A 19,578-nucleotide genomic window follows, 5' to 3' on the forward strand; every position below is an offset into this window, starting at 1 on the left:
TCCTCCTTAGTTCATTGCCTTATATAATAACATGATTACCCTGCCATTCCAAAGGCAGGGACAGCACAATTCATTCTTCCGTCTCCAGATTCACTTTGTTCAGAAGTTCAATAAGCTGTAGATGCTCATCTTCCGTTAAGTTGCGGGTGAGCCGGTCATTATGCTCATCGAGAATGGATTGAAGCTTTGGCAGGAAAGCTTCAGCCTTCTCGGTAGGAAACAAGGAGAGCGAACGTCGGTCCTGATCATTCACAATTCTGCGAATATATCCGTCTTGCTCAAGCTGCTTGACGGCTCTCGCCGTTGTTGCTTTATCAAACTTCAGGTCATGGGTCAATTGGTCTTGATTAATACCTGGCTTAAGAAGGATGGTCTTCAAAAAGCTGTGCTGGCCGCCTCCTCCGAGGTCATATGCAGCAAGCCGTTTATTCAAGGTCTTCTGACTATGTCTATGGATCAGGGAAATCAGCTTCCCAATGGGTTCTTTCCGCATTCCGTTACCCCCTGCAATGGTTCCCTTACTCACATTGTTGTTACCTGAAATTTTATCCTACAATTGTTGCGCACGCAACTAACTTGGGATATAATCTGTGTACTGCATATCGTTGCGTCTGCAACTAAATACATAGGATAAGGAGTCGAGGTGTGAACATGAATGCCATTCCCCAAACCTATCAGGAGAATGAAGCTGTCCAGCGAAGGCGCTGGTTCATCCTGATCGCTGTTAATTTATTTACGTTCATGGCAACCTTGGATGGAAGCATTGTCAATATTGCACTGCCCGAAATATCGGCCAAGCTATCACTGGCTGTAGCAGAGACCGAGTGGGTGGCCACTAGTTACTTGATGGCGATATGTGCCGCGGTGCTTTTCTTCGGGAAGCTTGGAGATAACGTCGGCAAGATACGAATATTCAAAATAGGCACCGTAGTGTTCTTGATTGGCTCGTTGTTATGCGGCTTCAGCACCAGCTTGACCTTCTTGATCATATCAAGAGTTATTCAAGCTATTGGAGCTTCAATGACCATGGCGAATAACATGGGGATTATCACCGACATCTTCCCAGCGAACGAGAGGGGCCGGGCACTTGGACTGATCGGCACCTTCGTATCACTTGGAAGCATCGCGGGCCCTAGTATCGGCGGCGTCCTGGTCTCTTCCTTTGGCTGGGAGTATATATTCTGGGTGAACATACCGATTGGACTTATTGCTATAGTACTTGGCTGGAAGGTGCTTCCGGCAGATCTTGTTAAGACCAGAACCAGAATGGACCTGCCTGGCACCTTGCTGTTTGCTTTCTTTATCCTGCTCTTGTTCGCGGGGCTGCTGCTTGGCCAGCAGACAGGGTACAGTAACGGATGGATCATTGCCAGCCTAATCGTGTCAGGGGCTGCCTTCCTGCTGTTCCTGTGGGTAGAGAACCGGAGCTCGGCCACGCTGCTGCAGCTGTCTCTGTTCCGAAATTCATGGTTCTCGATAAGCATTCTCTGCGGTTTTCTCGTGTTCGTCTCTGTATTCTGCTTCAACATACTTGCTCCGTTCTATACCCAGAGCGTAATGCATTTGTCTCCTTACCATGCAGGATTTCTGCTGATGCTATTCCCAGTTACTATGGTGATCGTGGCTCCGCTCAGCGGGGCATTATCTGACAAAATAGGCTCCGAGCTGCTTACCTTTGCCGGGCTCCTTGTCATCGTGACTGCACTTTGTGGCATGGCCTCCCTACACGAAGGAAGCTCGCTCGGATTTGTTGGACTGTGGACTGCACTTCTTGGCGTGGGTAACGGGTTGTTCCAATCCCCGAATAATTCCTTGGTCATGTCCAAGGTGCCAAGAACCCAGCTCGGAACAGCGGGGAGCATTAATTCGCTAATTCGCAATATCGGGATGGTTGTCGGGATTACAGTAGCGACTACTACTCTATTTAGTGTAATGAGCAGTGAGGCAGGACATCGGGTTATTGGACTTATTCCGGGCCGACCGGATATTTTCCTAACAGGCATGCATACCGTATTTATCCTGGCTGCTTGTATTAGTCTGGCTGCTGCCCTGCTCACCGGATGGAGATTATGGGCCTCAAGAAAGCAAAAGCAATAATCACATAGAAATCAAACGCACCCCCTTAGTTACTTGGAGAGCCGGATAGGACTTCCTAGTAAAATTAGGGGGTGCGCTGTTTAGCCACGACTTCAGAGCAATATACTGTTACAGCCCGGTGTTAGCCTTCACCATGACTTCGGTATATTTATTCACGTCGGTCTTGGAGGATAGATAGGTGCCTATAATGGCTCCGATAAACCCTAACGGGATCGAGATAATGCCCGGATTGGTAAGCGGGAAGAGAGCATCTCCTGTGAAAATAGCTTTCCCTGCTGGATCCCAGACACTTGGGCTTACAGCCACAAGGAGAAGCGCGCTGATCAGGCCGGTCAGCATCCCGGTGATCGCACCGGCCGTATTGAACCTTTTCCAGAAGATCGTAAAGACCAGGACAGGCAGATTCGCACTAGCGGCTACGGCAAAGGCAAGCGAGACCAGGAAAGCCACGTTCAGCTTCATGGCGAACAGGGCAAGGATGATGGACAGCACAGAGACGCCGACCGAAGCCCAGCGGGCAGCCTTAAGCTGCTGCTTCTCGGAAGCGGTGCCCTTCTTGATAATGTGGCCATAGAAGTCATGGGCGAACGCCGAAGCGGCGGACAGCACAAGGCCCGTGACTACTGCCAGAATGGTCGCGAATGCGACGGCTGAGATGAAGGCGAAGAGGAAGTCGCCGCCCAGAGCTTTGGCAAGCAGCGGAGCTGCCAGGTTGCCACCTTTATCCTGAGCCGTGATGGCATCGGCCCCTACGAAGGCAGCAGCACCGAAGCCAAGGAATACAGTCATAATATAGAAAATGCCGATAATCCAGGTGGCATAAACCACGGAGCTGCGTGCGGTGGGTGCATCTTTTACCGTGAAGAACCGGATCAGAATATGCGGAAGACCCGCGGTTCCGAGCACAAGAGCCAGATTAAGGCTCAAGGTATCCAGCGGAACCTTGTATTTGTTGCCAGGATTCAGGAAAGCTTCGCCAAGCGGAGTGGCGGTCTTCAGTTGATTGAACATCTCGGTGAGTGAGAAATTGAACTTCGCAAATACGATCATGGAGATAATGAACGTACCAGCCATCAGCAGCACAGCCTTGGTGATCTGCACCCAGCTGGTTGCTGTCATGCCGCCGAAGACCACATAGACGGTCATCAGCACACCGACAATAACAATGGAGGTCACCGCATCCAGCCCGAGCAGAAGACGAATCAAGCTGCCGGCTCCAACCAGCTGTGCGATCATATAGAAAGTGGAGATTGTAATCGTATTGAGGGCGGCTACCCCGCGAATCTTCTTGTCGTCGAAGCGGGCGGCAATCATATCTGCCATGGTGTAGCGTCCGAGATTTCTTAATGGCTCTGCAATGAGGTACAGGACAACAAGGTAGGCGACCAGAAATCCGATGCTATAGAAGAAGCCATCAAAACCCGCAAGCGCAATGGACCCGGCAATGCCGAGGAACGATGCGGCAGACATGTAATCGCCCGCGATGGCAAGACCGTTCTGCCAACCGGTTAATCCGCCCCCGCCGGTATAGAATTCGCTCGTGCTCTTGGTCCGCTTGGAAGCAAAATAAGTAATGATCAGCGTAATGGCGACAATTCCGAGAAAAAGAGAGAAGGCGGTTGTATTCATGCTTGTGTCCTCCCAGCGGCTTCTTGCTTGATACGCTCAATATCTTGATCGAACTGAACGGATTTGCGGGAATAAAGGATACATAACGTCCAGGTCATGATGAACTGGGCAAAAGCGAACACCCATGCCCAGCTAATGGGCCCAATGGCTGGCTCATTCAGCGCTTTGGAATACGAGGTCAGCACAGGAAGCAGGAAATAGAATACGAGGAAGAACAAGGTCATCGGAAACAGAAATCGCTTTTTCTTGTGCATCAATCGTTTGAAATTTGAGCTTGTCGAAATTCGATTGTAATCCGGTTTCGGTTCCATGTCATTCCCTCCAGTCTTAAAATGTGAATATTGTGTGACAATATGTAAGCGCTTTAACAAGCATATTCACAAATGAGCCTTCTTAGAATAGGGCTTAAGTATAATTTTTGACAAAATGATGATGAACTGGGCTTAAGGATTACGAACTAGGTATAATGATAGCTGTGAAAGAGAAGTGGACTCACGAGAAACGGGGTTAACCATGTGAAGACGATACTTATAGCTGATGATGATCGGCATATCCTTACTTTATTGAAGCATGTAATGACCCTGGAAGGTTACAAGGTGGTCGAGGCCAAGGATGGTCAGGAAGCGAAGATGAGATTGAACGAGGAGGCCATTGATCTGGCGGTAATCGATATCATGATGCCAAGAATCGGCGGCCTGGAGCTGTGCGAGTATATCCGGAATGAGTATGATATTCCGATTATTTTGCTGACGGCCAGGGACCAGCTGCCCGATAAGGAGCAGGGATATCTGCGCGGAACCGATGACTATGTCACCAAGCCTTTCGAGCCGGAAGAACTGATGTTTCGGATTAAAGCGCTGTTCAGGCGCTATTCCATTGTCGCAAGTGATAAGCTTCGCCTGAATCGCCTAACGATTGACCGTCATAATTATGAGGTAACAGATGGGAAATCGACGCTTCTTCTCCCCCTTAAGGAGTTCGAATTGTTAGCTCAGATGGCTCAATATCCAGGCCGACTATTCTCCAGGGAAGATTTGATTCGCCTGGTCTGGGGTGCCGACTATGAAGGGGATGAGCGGACGGTGGATGTCCACATCAAGCGTTTGAGACAGCGCTTCACGGACTATCAGGAAGACTTCATCATTCACACCGTACGGGGAATCGGGTACAGATTGGAGGTGCCGGTGAGATGAGGTCACTCTACTACCGGGTATTTCTGATCACAATTGCCACGGTTATGGTCAGCAGCCTGCTGGGCTTTCTGGTCTCCAACATTTATTATCATGCCAAATTAAAGCCATATAATGATCAGAAGCTGGTGACGATGGCAGCCAGTATGAAAGGCTTTGCGGAAGCTCACCCGGACCTATCGAACCCATACTTCAAGAGTGCGGCGTCACTTGGATACGAGATGATCCTGATCTCTGAACAGGGAGTGGAGCGAGCGTATGGAAGTTCTTTTCGGGAAAAGGATCTGGCGGAGGATTCGATTAAGCTTGTGCTGAGTGGTCAGGTCTATCACGGGGTATCGAATTTCCCTAACTCTTTGTTCATTACAGGCTTCTTTGATAATCGCCTGAGCAATACCATCGGGATGCCGCTAACGTTAAACGGACAGAAGTATGCCCTGTTCATGCGCCCGGATGTTATCCTTCAGTTCGGAGAATTAAGGGAATTCTTCGCGTTGATCGGCGGCCTTACGATCATATTCAGCGTAATAGCCATGCTGATCAGTACGACATACCTGGTGAAGCCGATCACCCGGCTGACCGAAGCGACGAAGAGAATCGCCCAAGGCACTTATCATATTGAAATCCCTGTGCGCAGAAGGGACGAAATAGGACAATTGGCCACCCACTTTATGAGCATGAGCAGGGAATTGGAACGGGCCGATCAGGCACGGCAGGAGTTTGTAGCCAACGTATCTCATGAAATCCAGTCTCCCTTAACTTCAATCCAGGGTTTTGCCAAAGCCCTGACGAATCCGTCTCTGCCTAAAGAGGAATATGATCAGTATGTCGCTATTATCAATGAGGAGAGCCGTCATTTGTCGCTGCTCAGCAAGCAGCTGCTTCTTCTCTCGTCACTGGATCAAGCCTCGGAAGGACTTCATAAGAAGATCTTCAATCTGAGATCCCAGTTGAAACAGGTTGTACAGGTCATGCAGTGGCAGATGGCCGATAGAGGAATTGCACTTAGATTTGAAGTGCCGGAAGAAATCCAGGTTAACGGAGACGAGGTACTGCTCTATCAAGTATGGATGAATCTGCTGTCAAATGCGGTGAAGCACATTCCTGAGGGCAGATCGATTGAGCTGAGAGCCGGCATGAGGCACGATGTGCTTGTTGTTACCGTGAGCGATACGGGGGACGGGATCCCCAAGGATCAGCTGCCTTTGCTGTTCGATCGCTTCTACAGGGTTGACCCTGCAAGAGAACGGGCTTCAGGAAGTACAGGCCTGGGTCTGGCCATTGTGAAGAAGATTATTCTCCTCCATGAAGGAACTATTGAAGTGGCGAGCGGCAAGGAAGGAACAACTTTTACGGTGACCCTGCCCAAGTTGTAATTTGTTGTTCATACGCCGTTCATGTTCATCTCCTAAACTGTCTTAGACAAGGGAGGTTAGAGAAATGTATTTAGCTCTTAGAGAGATGAGATTTGCCAAAACGCGTTATGCCCTCATCATGACCATCATGCTGCTGGTTTCTTTCTTGGTCATGTTCGTAACCGGGCTCGCCAAGGGGCTGGCCTATGCCAATGCTTCCTCTGTTGAGAACATCCCGGCCGATTACTTTGTAGTCCAACAAGACGCCAGTCAGCGGTTCAGCCGTTCAGAACTCGGTACATCGGTGATTGAGAAGACTCGGAGTCATGTAGGGAACAGCAATGCGGCGGTGTTAGGTGTCCAAATGGCTACAGTGACTCGTGATGGATCGAGCCAGAAGATCGATGTGACCTTTTTCGCCGCTGAGACTCAGGGCTGGATCATGCCGGGGGCTGTTGAAGGAAGAGCAATAACCGACACTGCTGCCGGGGAGATTCTTGTGGATCAGAAGCTGAAGGAATCAGGCGTGCAGCTTGGCAGTATAATACGGGATCAAATCACCGGTTCGGCCTGGACGGTCGCAGGCTTTACCCGGAATGAATCATACAGTCATACTCCGGTAATCTTCATGAACGAGCGGGAATGGCAGGCCTGGAAGCATAAAATTGCGAATCCAGCGCAAGCCTCGGACACAGCCGCTTATAATACTATTGCGATTAAAGCAACCAGCAGCCAGGCCGAACAGCTGCAGGCTAAGCTGCCAGAGATGGAGATCATGAGCAAGAAAACAGCCGTGTCCGCTATTCCTGGCTATAAGGAAGAGCAAGGCTCCCTCTTAATGATGATTGCGTTCTTGTTTGTCATATCGGGATTTGTACTTGCAGTATTCTTCTATGTCATCACAATACAGAAGACCAGCCAGTTCGGTATACTGAAGGCAATAGGCACGAGCTCGAAATATCTTACAGCAAGTGTCCTGGGTCAAGTGCTGCTTCTCACGGTGGCCAGTCTGCTTATCAGTATTCTGATTATTCAGGCGGCTGCCCGCTTACTGCCAGCTTCTATGCCTTTCCAGCTCAGCAGCGGGACAATAGGGATTACAGGAAGTCTCTTCGTGTTGATGGCCATGGCGGGGTCAGTGATCTCCATTATTAAAGTGAACAGGGTGGATGCTTTGGAAGCCATAGGGAGGGTATCCGCATGACAAAGCCATTGGTACTTGACCGCATTTCCCATTCGTACGGGGATGGAGACTCCCAGCTGAAGGTTCTGGACCAAGTGAATCTGCAGGTACAAGAAGGAGAGCTTGTGGCTGTAATCGGCCCCTCCGGCTCTGGTAAGAGCACATTCCTGTCCATTGCAGGGGCTCTGCTGACGCCAAAGGAGGGACAGGTGATCATCGGAGGAGAGAGCCTGTCAGACTACAGTGCACATGACCTGGAACAGCTTCGTCTGAACCGGATCGGCTTTATTTTTCAAAGTGCGAACCTGATTCCCTATCTGAAAGTCGAGGAGCAGCTCCTCCTGGTATCCAGACTTGCTGGAATGGATAAGAGCCAGGCCTTGCCACGGGCAAAGGAGCTTCTTGTCCGCCTAGGGGTACAACACCGCCGGAAATCCTACCCTCATCAGCTTTCGGGGGGAGAGAGACAGAGGGTCGCCATTGCAAGGTCCTTGATGAATGACCCGGCGATTCTATTCGCCGACGAGCCTACAGCCAGCCTGGATGCAGACAGAGGCCATGCTGTGGTCAGCATGCTGGCAGAGGAAGTGAAAGCAGCAGGCAAAGCAGCGGTAATGGTCACCCATGATGAACGGGTACTCCATTTATGCGATCGAATCTTACGGCTGGAGAACGGGATCTTGACCGAACAGACCATAGCGAAAGAGCATGTATAAGTAGCCATATTCCGGCAATTCCTTTACAATAGGCTTGTAAGGGACACATGGGGGGATAAGGGTGCTGATCGTGTATTTCATGATCGTTGTAGTTGCGGTCTTTATAGTGTGGTCCACTTTTTGGGTCACGAAGAAAGCCTACTCCAAGAAGTGGGATCAACCGGAAGATTAAGCAGGCAATCAAAGATTTGGAAGAGGATGAATGCAGATTCGTGGCATTTGTCCTCTTTTTATGTTGTGGAACCCTTAAGGCCTAAGAACAAGTTCATGCAGACTGATTATCAGCAGTAGAGTCTAATATTTAGCCCAATCTAGGTTATCGGGGAATGCATAAGCTGTATCAGCAACTTGGGAAAAGAGGCGGTAGGGCATGGGTCTGCCAATATACCGGATTAATATGAAGAAAGCCGATCTCTCAAAGCTTAACCACGATATCTGGTCACAGGAGTTCGTCCGCGGTGAGCTGAGTATGAAGGGAATCCGCCAGCCAGCACGGATAAGATTCCGCGGGGAACATACCCGTGATTATCCGAAGAGATCTTTTGAAATCAGAACCCGTGAGAGGACCTACCATTTCAATGCTCAATATGATGATCCGTCCATGCTGCGAAATGCGCTGTCTTTTCATTTCATGGAGACCTTAGGCGTTCATGCTCCGGCTGCGCAGCACTGTGTGCTGTATTTGAACGGTGAACTGCTGGGGGTGTACCTAAGGCTTGAGGCAGTCAAGACAAGCTTTTTCCGCAAAAGGGGCATCCCGGTGAGGAGTATTTTTTATGCGATTAACGACAATGCGGACTTCTCCATGTTCGATAAGGACACAGGATATGTCAAAGATTCATTGTCCTCAGGGTACAGTCTGATTAAAGGCACGAGACAAGATCGGCGGAAGCTGGAAAAATTCATAGAATGGATGAATGAGACTACAGGGAGAGAACTGCTTCGCGGTCTGCAGGGCAGGGTGAATATGGACAATTACCTGGGCTGGCTGTGCGGGGCGGTCATGACCGGCAATGATGACGGGCTAAGTCAGAATTACACTTGGTATGAGCATAGGGTGACAGGGAAATACGGGATTGTCCCTTGGGATTATGAGGGGACGTGGGGGAGGAACTTTTTTGGAGCGCGTACAAATTCCAATGTAATTCCTATCCAAGGATATAATGAATTAACCGGTAAAATTTTATCCTTCCGCTCGCTGCGTGCCGAGTATAAGAGGTTGCTGAGGAACCATCTCAAGGCGAGGTTCAGGCCAGAAATAATATTAGCAATGGCAAAGCGTATGCACCGCCGTATCGCAGCCGATGTAAGAAAGGACCCGAACAAGCAGTCGAATATGAGCGCTTTCCACGGCGAGCTGGAAGTGATCCGGGAATACACGGAAGAGAGACGTGAATACTTGATCCGGCATTTGAATGATTTGTAAGGATTACAAGGGCACAATGGAGATGACGGAAGCCGAGTATGGCTTCTTTTTTTGTACAGAATAAATGAGAACTTTAACTCAAAAAGGGATTTTGTGGTAAATTTGTGTATACCAACCTGTGGGAGGTCTCTAAAGTTATGAATCAATCCTATCGTGACCCATTCCAGGATGAACGCTACCCGCCTCCGTCTCCAAGGACGAATACGAAATCCATTGCCAGTCTGGCTCTGGGCGTTTGTTCGCTTGCTGTGCCCTATTTCGGAGTTATTTTGGGAATCCTGGCCATTATATTTGCTCGGCTATCCTTCAAGGAGCTGAGAAGAAGCGGTGAGGAGGGAAAGGCTTTCGCGGTTGCGGGGCTGGTCTGCGGGATCGCAGGGACCGTATTTTATGGCACTCTTATCTTGTTATACATCCTGAGCTTTCTGTCCATCTTCAATTTTGCGTATAAAAGCTTCTGACCCGCTGCCGGCCCTTTCAGGGCCGTTTTTTTGTCGAGATCATCTCCAGATGACCTCGGACAATCTATCTTCGGCTTACCACTTCATGTTACGATGACGAATAGGACACTAGTCATATAGTGGGGGCATTATGAAGGTACTAATTGAAGAGGTCAGCCAGGACCGGGATGAAGAAATCATCATACGATGCCATGAGGTAAATGATGAAATTATCCAATTGTTAACCAAGCTCAAATCTGAATCAACCATGCTTCTAGGCTATGATCAGGATCATATTTACAGGCTTAAATTTGTAGATGTCTATTACTTTGAAGCTGTAGACAACAAGGTGTTTATCTACTGCAGGGACAAGGTGTATGAATCCAAGCAGAAGCTGTATGAACTGGAGGAGATGTGCAAGGGGAAGAGGTTTTTTCGCGCATCCAAATCGAGCATTATTAATTTAGCCAAAATGTCATCGGTGAAGCCTACCCTTAGCGGCAGGTTTGAGGCCAAGCTTGATAATGGAGAGACAGTAGTAGTCTCCAGACAGTACGTGCCGGTGTTAAAAAAGATGCTGGGTCTATAGGGAGGCAGCCAACAATGAAATGGATGGAACTGACCAAGAGGATAGCCAGAAATTATTTAAGTGTATTTGCGCTTATTGTGATATGTCTTACGGTACTGCGCCAGTTTTTTGCGAAAGGTCACTATTTTGAATTACAAGAAATATATATTTATATGTTATGTGCGTTATTTGGCACTTTGCCAAGCTTGATATTCTACTCTCCGAGAGAACTGCCGGAACATAAATTCCGGATCAGGGCAATGATTCATTTTGTGTTACTCGAGGCTGTTCTGTTGAGCTTTGGTCATGTTTTCGGCCTGGTAGAAAATGTTCAAAGTTCATTGATCCTGGCTGTCCAAATTGCCGGAATTTACGGGCTAGTCCGCTTTTTAACGTATCTGGAGGACAGGAAATCCTCCAATAAAATCAATGAACAACTCCAAATCTTAAGAACTCAATCCAGTTACAGCACGGAAAAAGAGTAAGCAGTCTTTGCAGGTTATCACTCCTTTTCAACCACTTACCTGTCTGTACAAGCAGGATACCCTTTAAGCCCTATGCAATCTCCGGTTAAGGTAGTATTCTGCAATCGTAGACAGAAATGTGAAGAAGAAGAGGGGCTTATCTAATGGGTTATGGACTACTTATCATCTCAGCTATTATTGAAATTTTACTCGCAGTATACTGCTTTACAGCTCGTTCTAATCAAAAAAGAGTCAGAAGCTGGGTCCGCATAGGGGAGATGGCGGTGTTTGGAATATTTGTTCTGGTCTCTGTCATTGAGTGGGGATTCAGATGGTATATCTTGGCCGCAGTTCTACTCGTCATAGCATTAATCAGCGCCATCTCACTTATACTCAAAAAGCAGGACGTTAATGGATTTAGACCTGTTCGTATTGTTCTTAAAGGCATTGGGATGTGGGTACTTGTGTTGATCGCATTGATTCCAGCCCTGATCTTCCCCCAGCATAAGCAGCCCAAGGTGACTGGTGAATATAAAGTGAACACGGCTGCTTATACATATACCGACACCCGTCGCAAAGAGACATTCAGCAATCAAGGGCTGAATAGGAAAGTGAATATCAAATTTTGGTATCCCTCAGCAAAAGGGAAGAAATTCCCGCTGATTGTGTTCTCGCATGGCGCTTTCGGGATAAGAGACAGTAATACTTCCACCTTTATGGAGCTCGCAAGCAACGGGTATGTTGTGTGTTCCATTGATCATCCCTATCACAGTTTGTATACGATAGACACAGACGGCAATTTCACTATGGTCAACAGCTCGTTCATGCAGGAAGTCATTGATGTCAACAATGGCGTATATGATGATGAGACTGCTTACAAGCTGGAGAAGAAATGGCTGAAGCTCCGGACAGATGATATGAACTTTGTACTGGATATGATTCTGAAGAATACGGCTGATAAAAGTTCGGACCAAGTATACCAGCTTGTGGATAACAGTAAAATCGGTTTGATCGGCCATTCCTTGGGTGGTGCAGCTAGTGCGCAGCTGGGAAGGGAACGTAAGGATATCGATGCTGTCATCAACCTGGACGGGGATCTGCTTGGGGAAGAAGTGGGATTTGAGAATGGCAGGCCTGTAATCAATCATGACATTTACCCTGTACCGTTACTTGGGATTTATTCCGATACCATGAAGGGGTTAATGGATGGCGTAACTGAACCGAACATTGTCCTTCCACAGAAATTGATAACGGCAACGGCACCAAATGCGTATGAAGTTTATATAAAAGGAACGAATCACCTGAGCCTCACCGACCTGCCTCTTGCCTCACCATTCCTTGTGAATATGATCAACGGCTCTATTAAGAATAGCGGGAAAATGGAAGAAGCGGACAAATACGATGTAATCAATAAGATGAACAGCACCGTACTGAAGTTCTTTGATTGTTACCTAAAAGAAAAAGGGAGCTTTAAGTCGCCGAGAGACTTATAGTTCAAATGGATATCGTTTATTATTACAGGAATTCCGTGTCTTTTTGGATACAATTGGGTAATATATGGGGCATAACCATGTAGGACACATAGGGTATGAGGAGGTTACATAAATGGAGAATAAAGAAGTCCAGCAACCGAATCAATTGATGCATGAAAAATCGCCTTATTTGCTCCAGCATGCCCACAATCCTGTGAATTGGTATGCTTGGGGAGAAGAAGCCTTTACGAAAGCCAAGCGTGATAATAAGCCTATCTTTCTATCCATAGGTTATTCCACATGCCATTGGTGTCATGTCATGGAGAGAGAATCCTTTGAGAATCAGGAAGTGGCGGATCTGCTGAACGAGCACTTTGTCTCCATTAAGGTAGACCGCGAAGAACGTCCCGATATAGACAATTTGTATATGGCCGTATGTCAGACGCTGACCGGGCATGGAGGATGGCCGCTGACCGTCTTGTTAACCCCGGAGCAAAGGCCGTTCTATGCGGGTACCTATTTCCCTAGAAGAAGTATACTGGGGCGGGTTGGTCTGATTGAAATGCTTGAACAGATCAAAGACCGGTGGGCCTCGGACCGGGAAGGCCTGGCCGAGCTAAGCGATGAGCTGATGGCTGAGGTTCAAGAACGTACGCTAAGCTCTCAGCCTGGACAGGTAGATGAGCAACTGCTGCATAATGCTTATCAGCACTATGAGAAGTTGTTCGACCCTTTGTATGGCGGATTTGGCTCAGCCCCAAAGTTCCCGTCACCGCACAATCTCTCTTATCTGCTGGCTTATGCCAAGGCATATAAGCAGCCCAAAGCTCAGGAGATGGCGCTACGTACTTTGGATGCCATGTACCGCGGAGGAATTTACGATCATATTGGCTATGGATTCGCCAGGTATTCGACTGATGAGAAGTGGCTGGTGCCGCATTTCGAGAAAATGCTGTATGACAATGCGCTATTAGCTATTGCCTATCTTGAAGCCTATCAAGCCACCGGAGAAGCGAAGTACGCTGAAATCGCCGAGTCGGTATTTCAGTATGTTCTTAGGGATATGACTTCCCCGGAAGGAGCATTCTATTCAGCTGAAGATGCGGATTCTGAAGGGGTGGAGGGGAAATTCTACGTATTCACCAGGGACGAGATTGAAGAGGTTCTAGGTCTTGAAGATATGCATACTTACTGCCATATCTATGACATTACACCGGAGGGGAATTTTGAAGGAGCTAGCATTCCCAACTTGATTCACCAATCCCTCGAACAAATAGCTGAAGAACGGAATATGCGGCTGCTTGCTCTGGAGAGCCGGCTTGAAGAATGCAGACAGCGACTGTTCAAGTACAGGGATCAGCGGGTGCATCCATCCAAAGATGATAAGGTTCTAACAGCCTGGAATGGGCTTATGATCGCTGCGCTGGCCAGGGGGGCAAAAGTGCTCCAAAAGCCGCTATATGCTGAGGTTGCTGAACGTGCGGCCGAGTTCATTTGGACATCTCTTCGTAGGGAGGATGGCCGCCTGCTGGCCCGCTATAGGGAAGGCGAAGCCGCATACGAAGCTTATCTGGATGATTATGCCTATATGCTTTGGGGCTGTCTGGAGCTGTTCGAAGCAACTGGCAAGCCGCACTTCCTGCAGCGTGCAATTTCGCTTAAGGACGATATGTTCAGCCTGTTCTGGGAAGATGAAGAGGGCGGGTTCTATTTCAGCGGACATGACGGGGAAAAGCTGCTCACCGGCTCGAAAGAAATTTATGATGGTGCCCTGCCTTCAGGCAATTCGGTAGCTGCCCTGCAGCTCCATAAGCTCGCCTCACTAACTCAAGACGCTGAACTTCAGAGCTTGTCGGTTCGTCACCTTCAGGCATTTGGCGGAACGGTACGAAAGTACCCGACTGGGTTCGCTATGTATCTGCAAGCAGCTCTGCAGCAGGTGAACGGCGGGCGGGAAATTGTGCTCAGCGGTAAGCCGGATGACCCGGTTCTCCACGAGATGATAGCTGCTGTTCAGCATGCTTTTAGTCCGGGTTCTGCCCTAATTGTGAATTATTTGGGACCCGAAGGAGATAGGCTTCGGCAAATGCTTCCACACCTCGGAGATAAGGGTGCAGTTAATGGTCAGGCCGCGGCTTATATCTGCGAGAATTTTGCCTGCCAGGCACCTATAACTACGCTTGAAGCGCTCAAGGAAGAGCTCAGAACTTCATGAGATCATAGCGGAAGCCCGTCAGCTATACCTACTGACGGGCTTCTTTGTGTTCCCAAGCTGCTTATTATGGTGAGCGGCATGAATGGATTGAGGTTCTCTTTTGGACCGGGCATCATACCACCGTTAGATCAGTTTCATCTGCATTGAAAGACAGGAGTAAGAGAATTTCGTCCGTTTGTTAACCCCAAGCGCTCAACCTGAAGTTGCTGGACAAAAAAATAGCACGGACGCAGCGTCCGTGCCAAAAGCATTGAGAGATGTCTAGTCCTGTTCACGATCGTCAACGACAAGCTCCAACTCACCTGTGGTCGAATCGATAACCATACCGTGTACAGGGAAATGGGGTGGAAGTAAAGGATGTTTCTTAATCATGTCCACAGTATGGATTACCCCCTCTTTTTCCGAGCTAAACCCGGTCAGCCATCTTTTTAATTCGATTCCGGAATTCTCAAGTGTGTCAAATACTTCAGGGGAAATGCCTCTCTCATGTACAGAATTAAGGATCCGATTCGAATTGATGGATGCCATACCGCAGCCTGTGTGACCTACGACGATCACCTCTTCGGCACCCAACTCATAAATGGCTACCAGCACACTACGCATAACACTGCCGAAGGGATGGGAAATAATGGCACCCGCGGTCTTGATAATCTTGGCGTCTCCGTTGCGCAGATTCATTGCTCTTGGGAGCAGCTCGACCAGACGGGTATCCATACAAGTTACAATGGCCAGCTTCTTGGAAGGGAATTTGTCTGAAATATAGCTTTCGTATTCTTTATCCTCGACAAACTGCTTGTTGTAGTTAAGAATCTCATTAAGGTTGCTCATTGACTTATTCCTCCAATATGTGTTGTTTTTAGTTACCGCGAATGTCGTTGAGTTTTACGTTTTGACCATATAATTGGGAGTCTCCTTCAAGACGGAACGATCCGTCCAGAGGATCACCTTTCAGTCTAAGCTGATCTTCATAGAATACAGCTCGCTGCGGATCTACCCAAAAGGGGAATGACTCATTCTCAATCGGAATGTCTGTGGGATCTGGCTGGCTAATAATCTGAAAAGAAGTGATACCGTAACATCCGCATCCTTCCGTATCATACAACAACCTGACTTGACCCGGCTGGCCGCCAATCTTCTTGGTGAGGATATCCTTCGCCTGCTGGTCCAAAGTAATTCTCATGATCTGCTCCCTCTCCCTCTAGTATGAGTTTTAACACCTTTTAAAAGTTGATTATATAGATTGTAATAAGTATCATCAAGAGGAACACCAAAATTTAGAATTGAGGTGAGCCTGAGCATGGAACAGGTTATTCAGCACAAACTGGAACAATTTAGGGAACTCAACAAGAAAATAAGAAGTTATTATGAAGCCGTTGCATTAATGGCATGGGATCTAAGAACAGGGGCGCCGAGAAAAGGAGCCGAGACCCGTGCGGAGACTTTGGGCATACTTTCCACGGAATCTTTCAAGCTTCAGACATCCGCGGAAATGGGCGAGCTTCTCAGCTTTCTGAACCGTCCGGAGATCTTGGAGCAGTTAGACGATGTGAACCGCCGGATCGTGGAGAATGTTCAGGAAGAATATGACCGCAGCATTAAAATTCCTGCTGACAAATACCAGGAATACGTTACGCTTACCTCACACTCGGAGACGCTTTGGGAAGATTTCAAGGAAAATTCCGATTTCGCTGGCTTTGAACCTTATCTTACCCAGATAGTGGCCAAGCTGCAGGAGTTCATTGATTACTGGGGACCTAGGGACACGCGCTATGACACGCTGCTGAATCTATATGAGCCGGAGCTTACTACCGTGAAGCTGGATGAAGTGTTCGGTCAGCTTCGAGACCGGCTTGTTCCACTTGTTGAAGCGATTCAAGCTTCGACGAGCAAGCCGGAGACCGAATTCCTGAATCAATTATTTGATAAGGAGCAGCAGGAGAAATTCAGTAAGTTCATGCTTGAGCAGATGGGCTATGACTTTGATGCAGGGCGGATTGATGAAAGCGTGCATCCTTTTGCCACAGGACTGAATCCAGGTGATGTACGGATCACTACCCACTACCTTCAGGATGATGTAGCCAGCGCTGTATTTAGTTCGCTGCACGAAGGCGGACATGCCCTCTATGAGCAGAACATCAGCCCGGAACTCACGGGAACACCGCTTGCTGAAGGTACCTCGATGGGTATTCACGAATCCCAGTCCCGCTTCTGGGAGAACATGATTGGGCGCAGTCGGCCGTTCTGGGATCGTTATTTCGGAGATCTGCAGCAGTATTTCCCTGAGCAGCTGGCTTCGGTCTCAGCAGGCGACTTCCACCGTGCAGTGAACCGGGTGGAGAATTCACTGATTCGTACCGAATCTGATGAGCTGACCTATAACCTGCACATCATTATCCGTTACGAACTTGAGAAGCAGCTGTTCAATGAAGGCTTGAGTGTAAAGGACCTTCCTAAAGTGTGGAATGAGAAGTATGAGAAATATCTGGGTATTATCCCGCCGAATGATGGAGTTGGTGTCCTGCAGGATGTGCATTGGTCAGGCGGAAGCTTCGGATATTTCCCTTCCTATTCACTCGGGAATATGTATGCCGCACAAATTGCGAACACCATTCGCAAGGAAATTCCGAATTTCGATGAATTGATCGCTGAAGGTAATTTTGCCCCGATCAAGGAATGGCTGACGGACAAAATCTACAAGTACGGGAAAAGCCGCAAGCCGGCAGAGCTGATCCTGGCGATTACAGGCGAAGAGCTGAACCCGAACTATCTTGCCGATTATCTGGAACAGAAATATAAGGCGATCTACAATCTGTAATCGTCCTTGCTAAAGTAGACCGAGCTGCGGGAGTTATTCCTGTAAGTTCGGTCTTTTTGGTCTTGTAGGTCTTTTTGGTCCTGTAATTCTTGATGCTCTTGTTAGTAGGTAACCTCTTAACCTTTTGGTAGGCTCATGCATACATTGGAGCATAGCCTTAGCTCATTGCAGCCGGGCAAGAAAGACGAAGGAGGGAAGCTAATGAGACATTCGCGCGCAGCGATATGGGTTGCGGTGCTGCTATTGTGCAGCTTAATAGTTGGCGGCTGCGGAACCCAGGGGAAGGACGCTAAGATTCAGCTTGGTGAAGTTACGCGTTCGGTGTTCTATGCTCCGCAGTATGTGGCACTGGAGAAAGGATTCTTCAAGGATAACGGGCTGGATGTGGAACTGAGAACGACTTCCGGAGGCGACAAGACTATGACTGCCCTCTTGTCGGGTTCCATCGATATGGCATTGGTTGGAGCAGAAACCTCCATTTACGTATATCAGCAAGGCTCGGATGATCCTGTCCTGAATTTCGCAGGTCTGACGCAGACCGATGGAACCTTTTTGGTATCACGGCAGGATGTACAGAATTTCAATTGGGATTCCCTGAAGAAGTCGGTATTTCTCGGTCAGCGTAAAGGCGGAATGCCCCAAATGGCTGGTGAATTCACCCTGAAGAAGCACGGAATCGATCCCCATCAGGATTTGAATTTGATTCAGAACGTGGACTTTGCCAACATCACCGCCGCTTTTATATCGGGAACCGGAGACTATGTCCAGCTGTTCGAACCCCAGGCGTCGATCATCGAGAAGGAAGGCAAAGGCCATGTCATTGCTTCCTTCGGTACGGAGAGCGGCAAGCTGCCATACACGGTCTATATGAGTAAGAAAAGTTATATTGACGGCCATAAAGACCAAGTACAGAGCTTCACGAACGCCATAGCCAAAGCCCAGCAGTGGGTGAACGAGCATACTCCGGAAGAGACCGCTAAAGTGATAGCTCCTTATTTCAAGGATACGGATCCGGCGATTCTTGCAAGTAGCGTCAAGCGTTACAAAGAGCAGGGAACCTATGCCCAGTCACCTGTGATTGACGAGAAGGCATGGAACAATTTGTTGGATGTCATGGATGCGGCCGGTGAACTTAAGGAGCGGATACCTGTATCCAAGCTGGTGGAGCCTTCCTATGCACATCAAGCCTCTGCAGCCGGGAAATAAGAGGAAGGGAGCGCTTGAAATGGATCCAGTTCTTGAACTACAAGGTGTTGAGCATGTCTATGTCACGGACAGAGAGGCTGTTCTTGCAATTGAAGGGATGAACATCACCGTGCAGCCAGGAGAGTTCATCAGCCTGGTGGGTCCCAGCGGTTGCGGCAAAACCACGTTGCTGTCAATCATGGCGGGTCTGCTCACGCCTTCCCGGGGGCGGGTGCTTCTTAATGGAAGGCCCGTCACTGGGCCAGATCCAGACGTGGGTTATATGCTGCAGCAGGATTATTTGTTCCCTTGGCGCCGAATACTGGATAACGCGTTGATTGGTCTTGAGCTTAGAGGTCAGCTGACCCCCCAGGGAAAAGAATCGGTCATTCAGCTTCTGGAAGGCATGGGGCTCGGTGGTACCGAAAATTTGTATCCTTCCCAGCTGTCGGGTGGCATGCGGCAGCGGGTAGCTTTGGTGAGAACGCTAGCTGCCGAGCCAGATCTGCTGCTGCTCGATGAGCCATTCTCGGCACTTGACTACCAGACCAAGCTGCAGCTTGAGGATCTGATAGCCGAGACGCTGCAGGCCAGGCACAAGACGGCAGTGCTGGTTACACACGACCTGGCCGAAGCCATTGCAGTAAGCGACCGGGTTATTGTTCTTGCTGCAGGTCCTGGACGAATCCGCAAGACCTTCAATGTACCGGACAATATCAGATCGGCACAGCCTTTCTATGCCCGTGAGCAGGAAGGCTTCAACGAGTTGTTTCATCAAATTTGGAAAGAGCTCGAGGCAACCGAGGGAAAGGAGGAGGCTTAA

General features: G+C 48.6%; 19 protein-coding genes. 14 read left to right on the forward strand and 5 right to left on the reverse strand.

Annotated features, from left to right (window positions below; translation table 11 throughout):
* Positions 1-70: 70 nt before the first annotated feature.
* On the reverse strand, positions 71-493 hold the full coding sequence (locus ACEN86_RS09615) for a MarR family winged helix-turn-helix transcriptional regulator (protein WP_495634052.1): 423 nt from the start codon (positions 491-493) through the stop codon (positions 71-73).
* Between the two features lie 158 nt (positions 494-651).
* On the opposite strand from ACEN86_RS09615, the gene ACEN86_RS09620 reads away from it, so the two are divergent.
* Positions 652-2,097, forward strand: a complete 1,446-nt coding sequence (locus ACEN86_RS09620; protein ID WP_495634265.1) for an MFS transporter — start codon at positions 652-654, stop codon at positions 2,095-2,097.
* Between the two features lie 108 nt (positions 2,098-2,205).
* Here the strand turns inward: ACEN86_RS09620 and ACEN86_RS09625 are convergent, their stop codons facing one another.
* Together ACEN86_RS09625 and ACEN86_RS09630 are read right to left on the reverse strand one after the other, a co-directional pair.
* Positions 2,206-3,726: a solute symporter family protein gene (locus ACEN86_RS09625; protein ID WP_495634053.1), complete on the reverse strand. Its 1,521-nt coding sequence runs from the start codon at positions 3,724-3,726 to the stop codon at positions 2,206-2,208.
* On the reverse strand, positions 3,723-4,037 hold the full coding sequence (locus ACEN86_RS09630; RefSeq protein ID WP_495634054.1) for a DUF485 domain-containing protein: 315 nt from the start codon (positions 4,035-4,037) through the stop codon (positions 3,723-3,725). Before ACEN86_RS09630 ends, ACEN86_RS09625 begins: the two co-directional genes overlap by 4 nt.
* A gap of 204 nt (positions 4,038-4,241) precedes the next feature.
* Between ACEN86_RS09630 and ACEN86_RS09635 the strand changes: the two genes are divergently transcribed.
* From ACEN86_RS09635 to ACEN86_RS09680, 10 genes are all read left to right on the forward strand, one after another.
* The gene (locus ACEN86_RS09635) at positions 4,242-4,919 is read left to right on the forward strand and encodes a response regulator transcription factor (protein ID WP_495634055.1); all 678 of its coding nucleotides are present in this window, start codon (positions 4,242-4,244) and stop codon (positions 4,917-4,919) included.
* Positions 4,916-6,292: a sensor histidine kinase gene (locus ACEN86_RS09640; RefSeq protein ID WP_495634056.1), complete on the forward strand. Its 1,377-nt coding sequence runs from the start codon at positions 4,916-4,918 to the stop codon at positions 6,290-6,292. Before ACEN86_RS09635 ends, ACEN86_RS09640 begins: the two co-directional genes overlap by 4 nt.
* 64 nt (positions 6,293-6,356) lie before the next feature.
* Positions 6,357-7,475, forward strand: coding sequence for an ABC transporter permease (locus ACEN86_RS09645; RefSeq protein ID WP_495634057.1), 1,119 nt, complete (start codon positions 6,357-6,359; stop codon positions 7,473-7,475).
* Positions 7,472-8,170 carry an ABC transporter ATP-binding protein gene (locus ACEN86_RS09650; protein WP_495634058.1) on the forward strand — a complete coding sequence of 233 codons (699 nt, stop codon included), beginning with the start codon at positions 7,472-7,474 and terminating at the stop codon, positions 8,168-8,170. Before ACEN86_RS09645 ends, ACEN86_RS09650 begins: the two co-directional genes overlap by 4 nt.
* Positions 8,171-8,540: 370 nt before the next feature.
* Positions 8,541-9,596 (forward strand): CotH kinase family protein, encoded by a 1,056-nt coding sequence (locus ACEN86_RS09655; RefSeq protein WP_495634059.1) that lies wholly within the window; start codon positions 8,541-8,543, stop codon positions 9,594-9,596.
* Between the two features lie 137 nt (positions 9,597-9,733).
* The gene (locus ACEN86_RS09660; RefSeq protein WP_495634060.1) at positions 9,734-10,057 is read left to right on the forward strand and encodes a DUF4190 domain-containing protein; all 324 of its coding nucleotides are present in this window, start codon (positions 9,734-9,736) and stop codon (positions 10,055-10,057) included.
* 130 nt (positions 10,058-10,187) lie between these two features.
* On the forward strand, positions 10,188-10,625 hold the full coding sequence (locus ACEN86_RS09665; protein WP_495634061.1) for a LytTR family DNA-binding domain-containing protein: 438 nt from the start codon (positions 10,188-10,190) through the stop codon (positions 10,623-10,625).
* A 14-nt stretch (positions 10,626-10,639) separates the two neighbouring features.
* The gene (locus ACEN86_RS09670; protein WP_495634062.1) at positions 10,640-11,089 is read left to right on the forward strand and encodes a DUF3021 family protein; all 450 of its coding nucleotides are present in this window, start codon (positions 10,640-10,642) and stop codon (positions 11,087-11,089) included.
* A gap of 143 nt (positions 11,090-11,232) precedes the next feature.
* Positions 11,233-12,561 carry an alpha/beta hydrolase family protein gene (locus tag ACEN86_RS09675; RefSeq protein WP_495634063.1) on the forward strand — a complete coding sequence of 443 codons (1,329 nt, stop codon included), beginning with the start codon at positions 11,233-11,235 and terminating at the stop codon, positions 12,559-12,561.
* Between the two features lie 112 nt (positions 12,562-12,673).
* A complete protein-coding gene (locus ACEN86_RS09680; protein WP_495634064.1) occupies positions 12,674-14,755 on the forward strand; it encodes a thioredoxin domain-containing protein in 2,082 nt (693 codons plus the stop codon).
* Positions 14,756-15,016: 261 nt separating this feature from the next.
* On the opposite strand, the gene ACEN86_RS09685 is transcribed toward ACEN86_RS09680, so the two are convergent.
* Both ACEN86_RS09685 and ACEN86_RS09690 read right to left on the reverse strand, forming a co-directional pair.
* Entirely contained in the window at positions 15,017-15,583 is a 567-nt protein-coding gene (locus ACEN86_RS09685) for a beta-class carbonic anhydrase (protein WP_495634065.1), read from the reverse strand.
* A 28-nt stretch (positions 15,584-15,611) separates the two neighbouring features.
* On the reverse strand, positions 15,612-15,935 hold the full coding sequence (locus ACEN86_RS09690; protein ID WP_495634066.1) for an iron-sulfur cluster biosynthesis family protein: 324 nt from the start codon (positions 15,933-15,935) through the stop codon (positions 15,612-15,614).
* Positions 15,936-16,052: 117 nt separating this feature from the next.
* Here ACEN86_RS09690 and ACEN86_RS09695 point away from each other — a divergent pair, with 117 nt between their 5' ends.
* From ACEN86_RS09695 to ACEN86_RS09705, 3 genes are all read left to right on the forward strand, one after another.
* A complete protein-coding gene (locus ACEN86_RS09695) occupies positions 16,053-17,570 on the forward strand; it encodes a carboxypeptidase M32 (RefSeq protein WP_495634067.1) in 1,518 nt (505 codons plus the stop codon).
* A gap of 201 nt (positions 17,571-17,771) precedes the next feature.
* Complete coding sequence (locus tag ACEN86_RS09700; protein ID WP_495634068.1) at positions 17,772-18,776, forward strand: ABC transporter substrate-binding protein; 1,005 nt, start codon at positions 17,772-17,774, stop codon at positions 18,774-18,776.
* Positions 18,777-18,795: 19 nt separating this feature from the next.
* Entirely contained in the window at positions 18,796-19,578 is a 783-nt protein-coding gene (locus tag ACEN86_RS09705) for an ABC transporter ATP-binding protein (RefSeq protein WP_495634266.1), read from the forward strand.

This window comes from Paenibacillus sp. Paensp111, from assembly GCF_059492195.1.

Excerpts from the sequence above, each read along its gene's own strand:
- ACEN86_RS09625 (WP_495634053.1), bottom strand. The coding sequence starts at position 3,726 with ATGAATACAACCGCCTTCTCTCTTTTTCTCGGAATTGTCGCCATTACG.
- ACEN86_RS09670 (WP_495634062.1), top strand. The coding sequence starts at position 10,640 with ATGAAATGGATGGAACTGACCAAGAGGATAGCCAGAAATTATTTAAGT.
- ACEN86_RS09645 (WP_495634057.1), top strand. The coding sequence starts at position 6,357 with ATGTATTTAGCTCTTAGAGAGATGAGATTTGCCAAAACGCGTTATGCC.
- ACEN86_RS09615 (WP_495634052.1), bottom strand. The coding sequence starts at position 493 with ATGCGGAAAGAACCCATTGGGAAGCTGATTTCCCTGATCCATAGACAT.
- ACEN86_RS09630 (WP_495634054.1), bottom strand. The coding sequence starts at position 4,037 with ATGGAACCGAAACCGGATTACAATCGAATTTCGACAAGCTCAAATTTC.
- ACEN86_RS09665 (WP_495634061.1), top strand. The coding sequence starts at position 10,188 with ATGAAGGTACTAATTGAAGAGGTCAGCCAGGACCGGGATGAAGAAATC.
- ACEN86_RS09640 (WP_495634056.1), top strand. The coding sequence starts at position 4,916 with ATGAGGTCACTCTACTACCGGGTATTTCTGATCACAATTGCCACGGTT.
- ACEN86_RS09685 (WP_495634065.1), bottom strand. The coding sequence starts at position 15,583 with ATGAGCAACCTTAATGAGATTCTTAACTACAACAAGCAGTTTGTCGAG.
- ACEN86_RS09660 (WP_495634060.1), top strand. The coding sequence starts at position 9,734 with ATGAATCAATCCTATCGTGACCCATTCCAGGATGAACGCTACCCGCCT.
- ACEN86_RS09620 (WP_495634265.1), top strand. The coding sequence starts at position 652 with ATGAATGCCATTCCCCAAACCTATCAGGAGAATGAAGCTGTCCAGCGA.
- ACEN86_RS09690 (WP_495634066.1), bottom strand. The coding sequence starts at position 15,935 with ATGAGAATTACTTTGGACCAGCAGGCGAAGGATATCCTCACCAAGAAG.
- ACEN86_RS09700 (WP_495634068.1), top strand. The coding sequence starts at position 17,772 with ATGAGACATTCGCGCGCAGCGATATGGGTTGCGGTGCTGCTATTGTGC.
- ACEN86_RS09650 (WP_495634058.1), top strand. The coding sequence starts at position 7,472 with ATGACAAAGCCATTGGTACTTGACCGCATTTCCCATTCGTACGGGGAT.
- ACEN86_RS09655 (WP_495634059.1), top strand. The coding sequence starts at position 8,541 with ATGGGTCTGCCAATATACCGGATTAATATGAAGAAAGCCGATCTCTCA.
- ACEN86_RS09675 (WP_495634063.1), top strand. The coding sequence starts at position 11,233 with ATGGGTTATGGACTACTTATCATCTCAGCTATTATTGAAATTTTACTC.
- ACEN86_RS09680 (WP_495634064.1), top strand. The coding sequence starts at position 12,674 with ATGGAGAATAAAGAAGTCCAGCAACCGAATCAATTGATGCATGAAAAA.
- ACEN86_RS09705 (WP_495634266.1), top strand. The coding sequence starts at position 18,796 with ATGGATCCAGTTCTTGAACTACAAGGTGTTGAGCATGTCTATGTCACG.
- ACEN86_RS09695 (WP_495634067.1), top strand. The coding sequence starts at position 16,053 with ATGGAACAGGTTATTCAGCACAAACTGGAACAATTTAGGGAACTCAAC.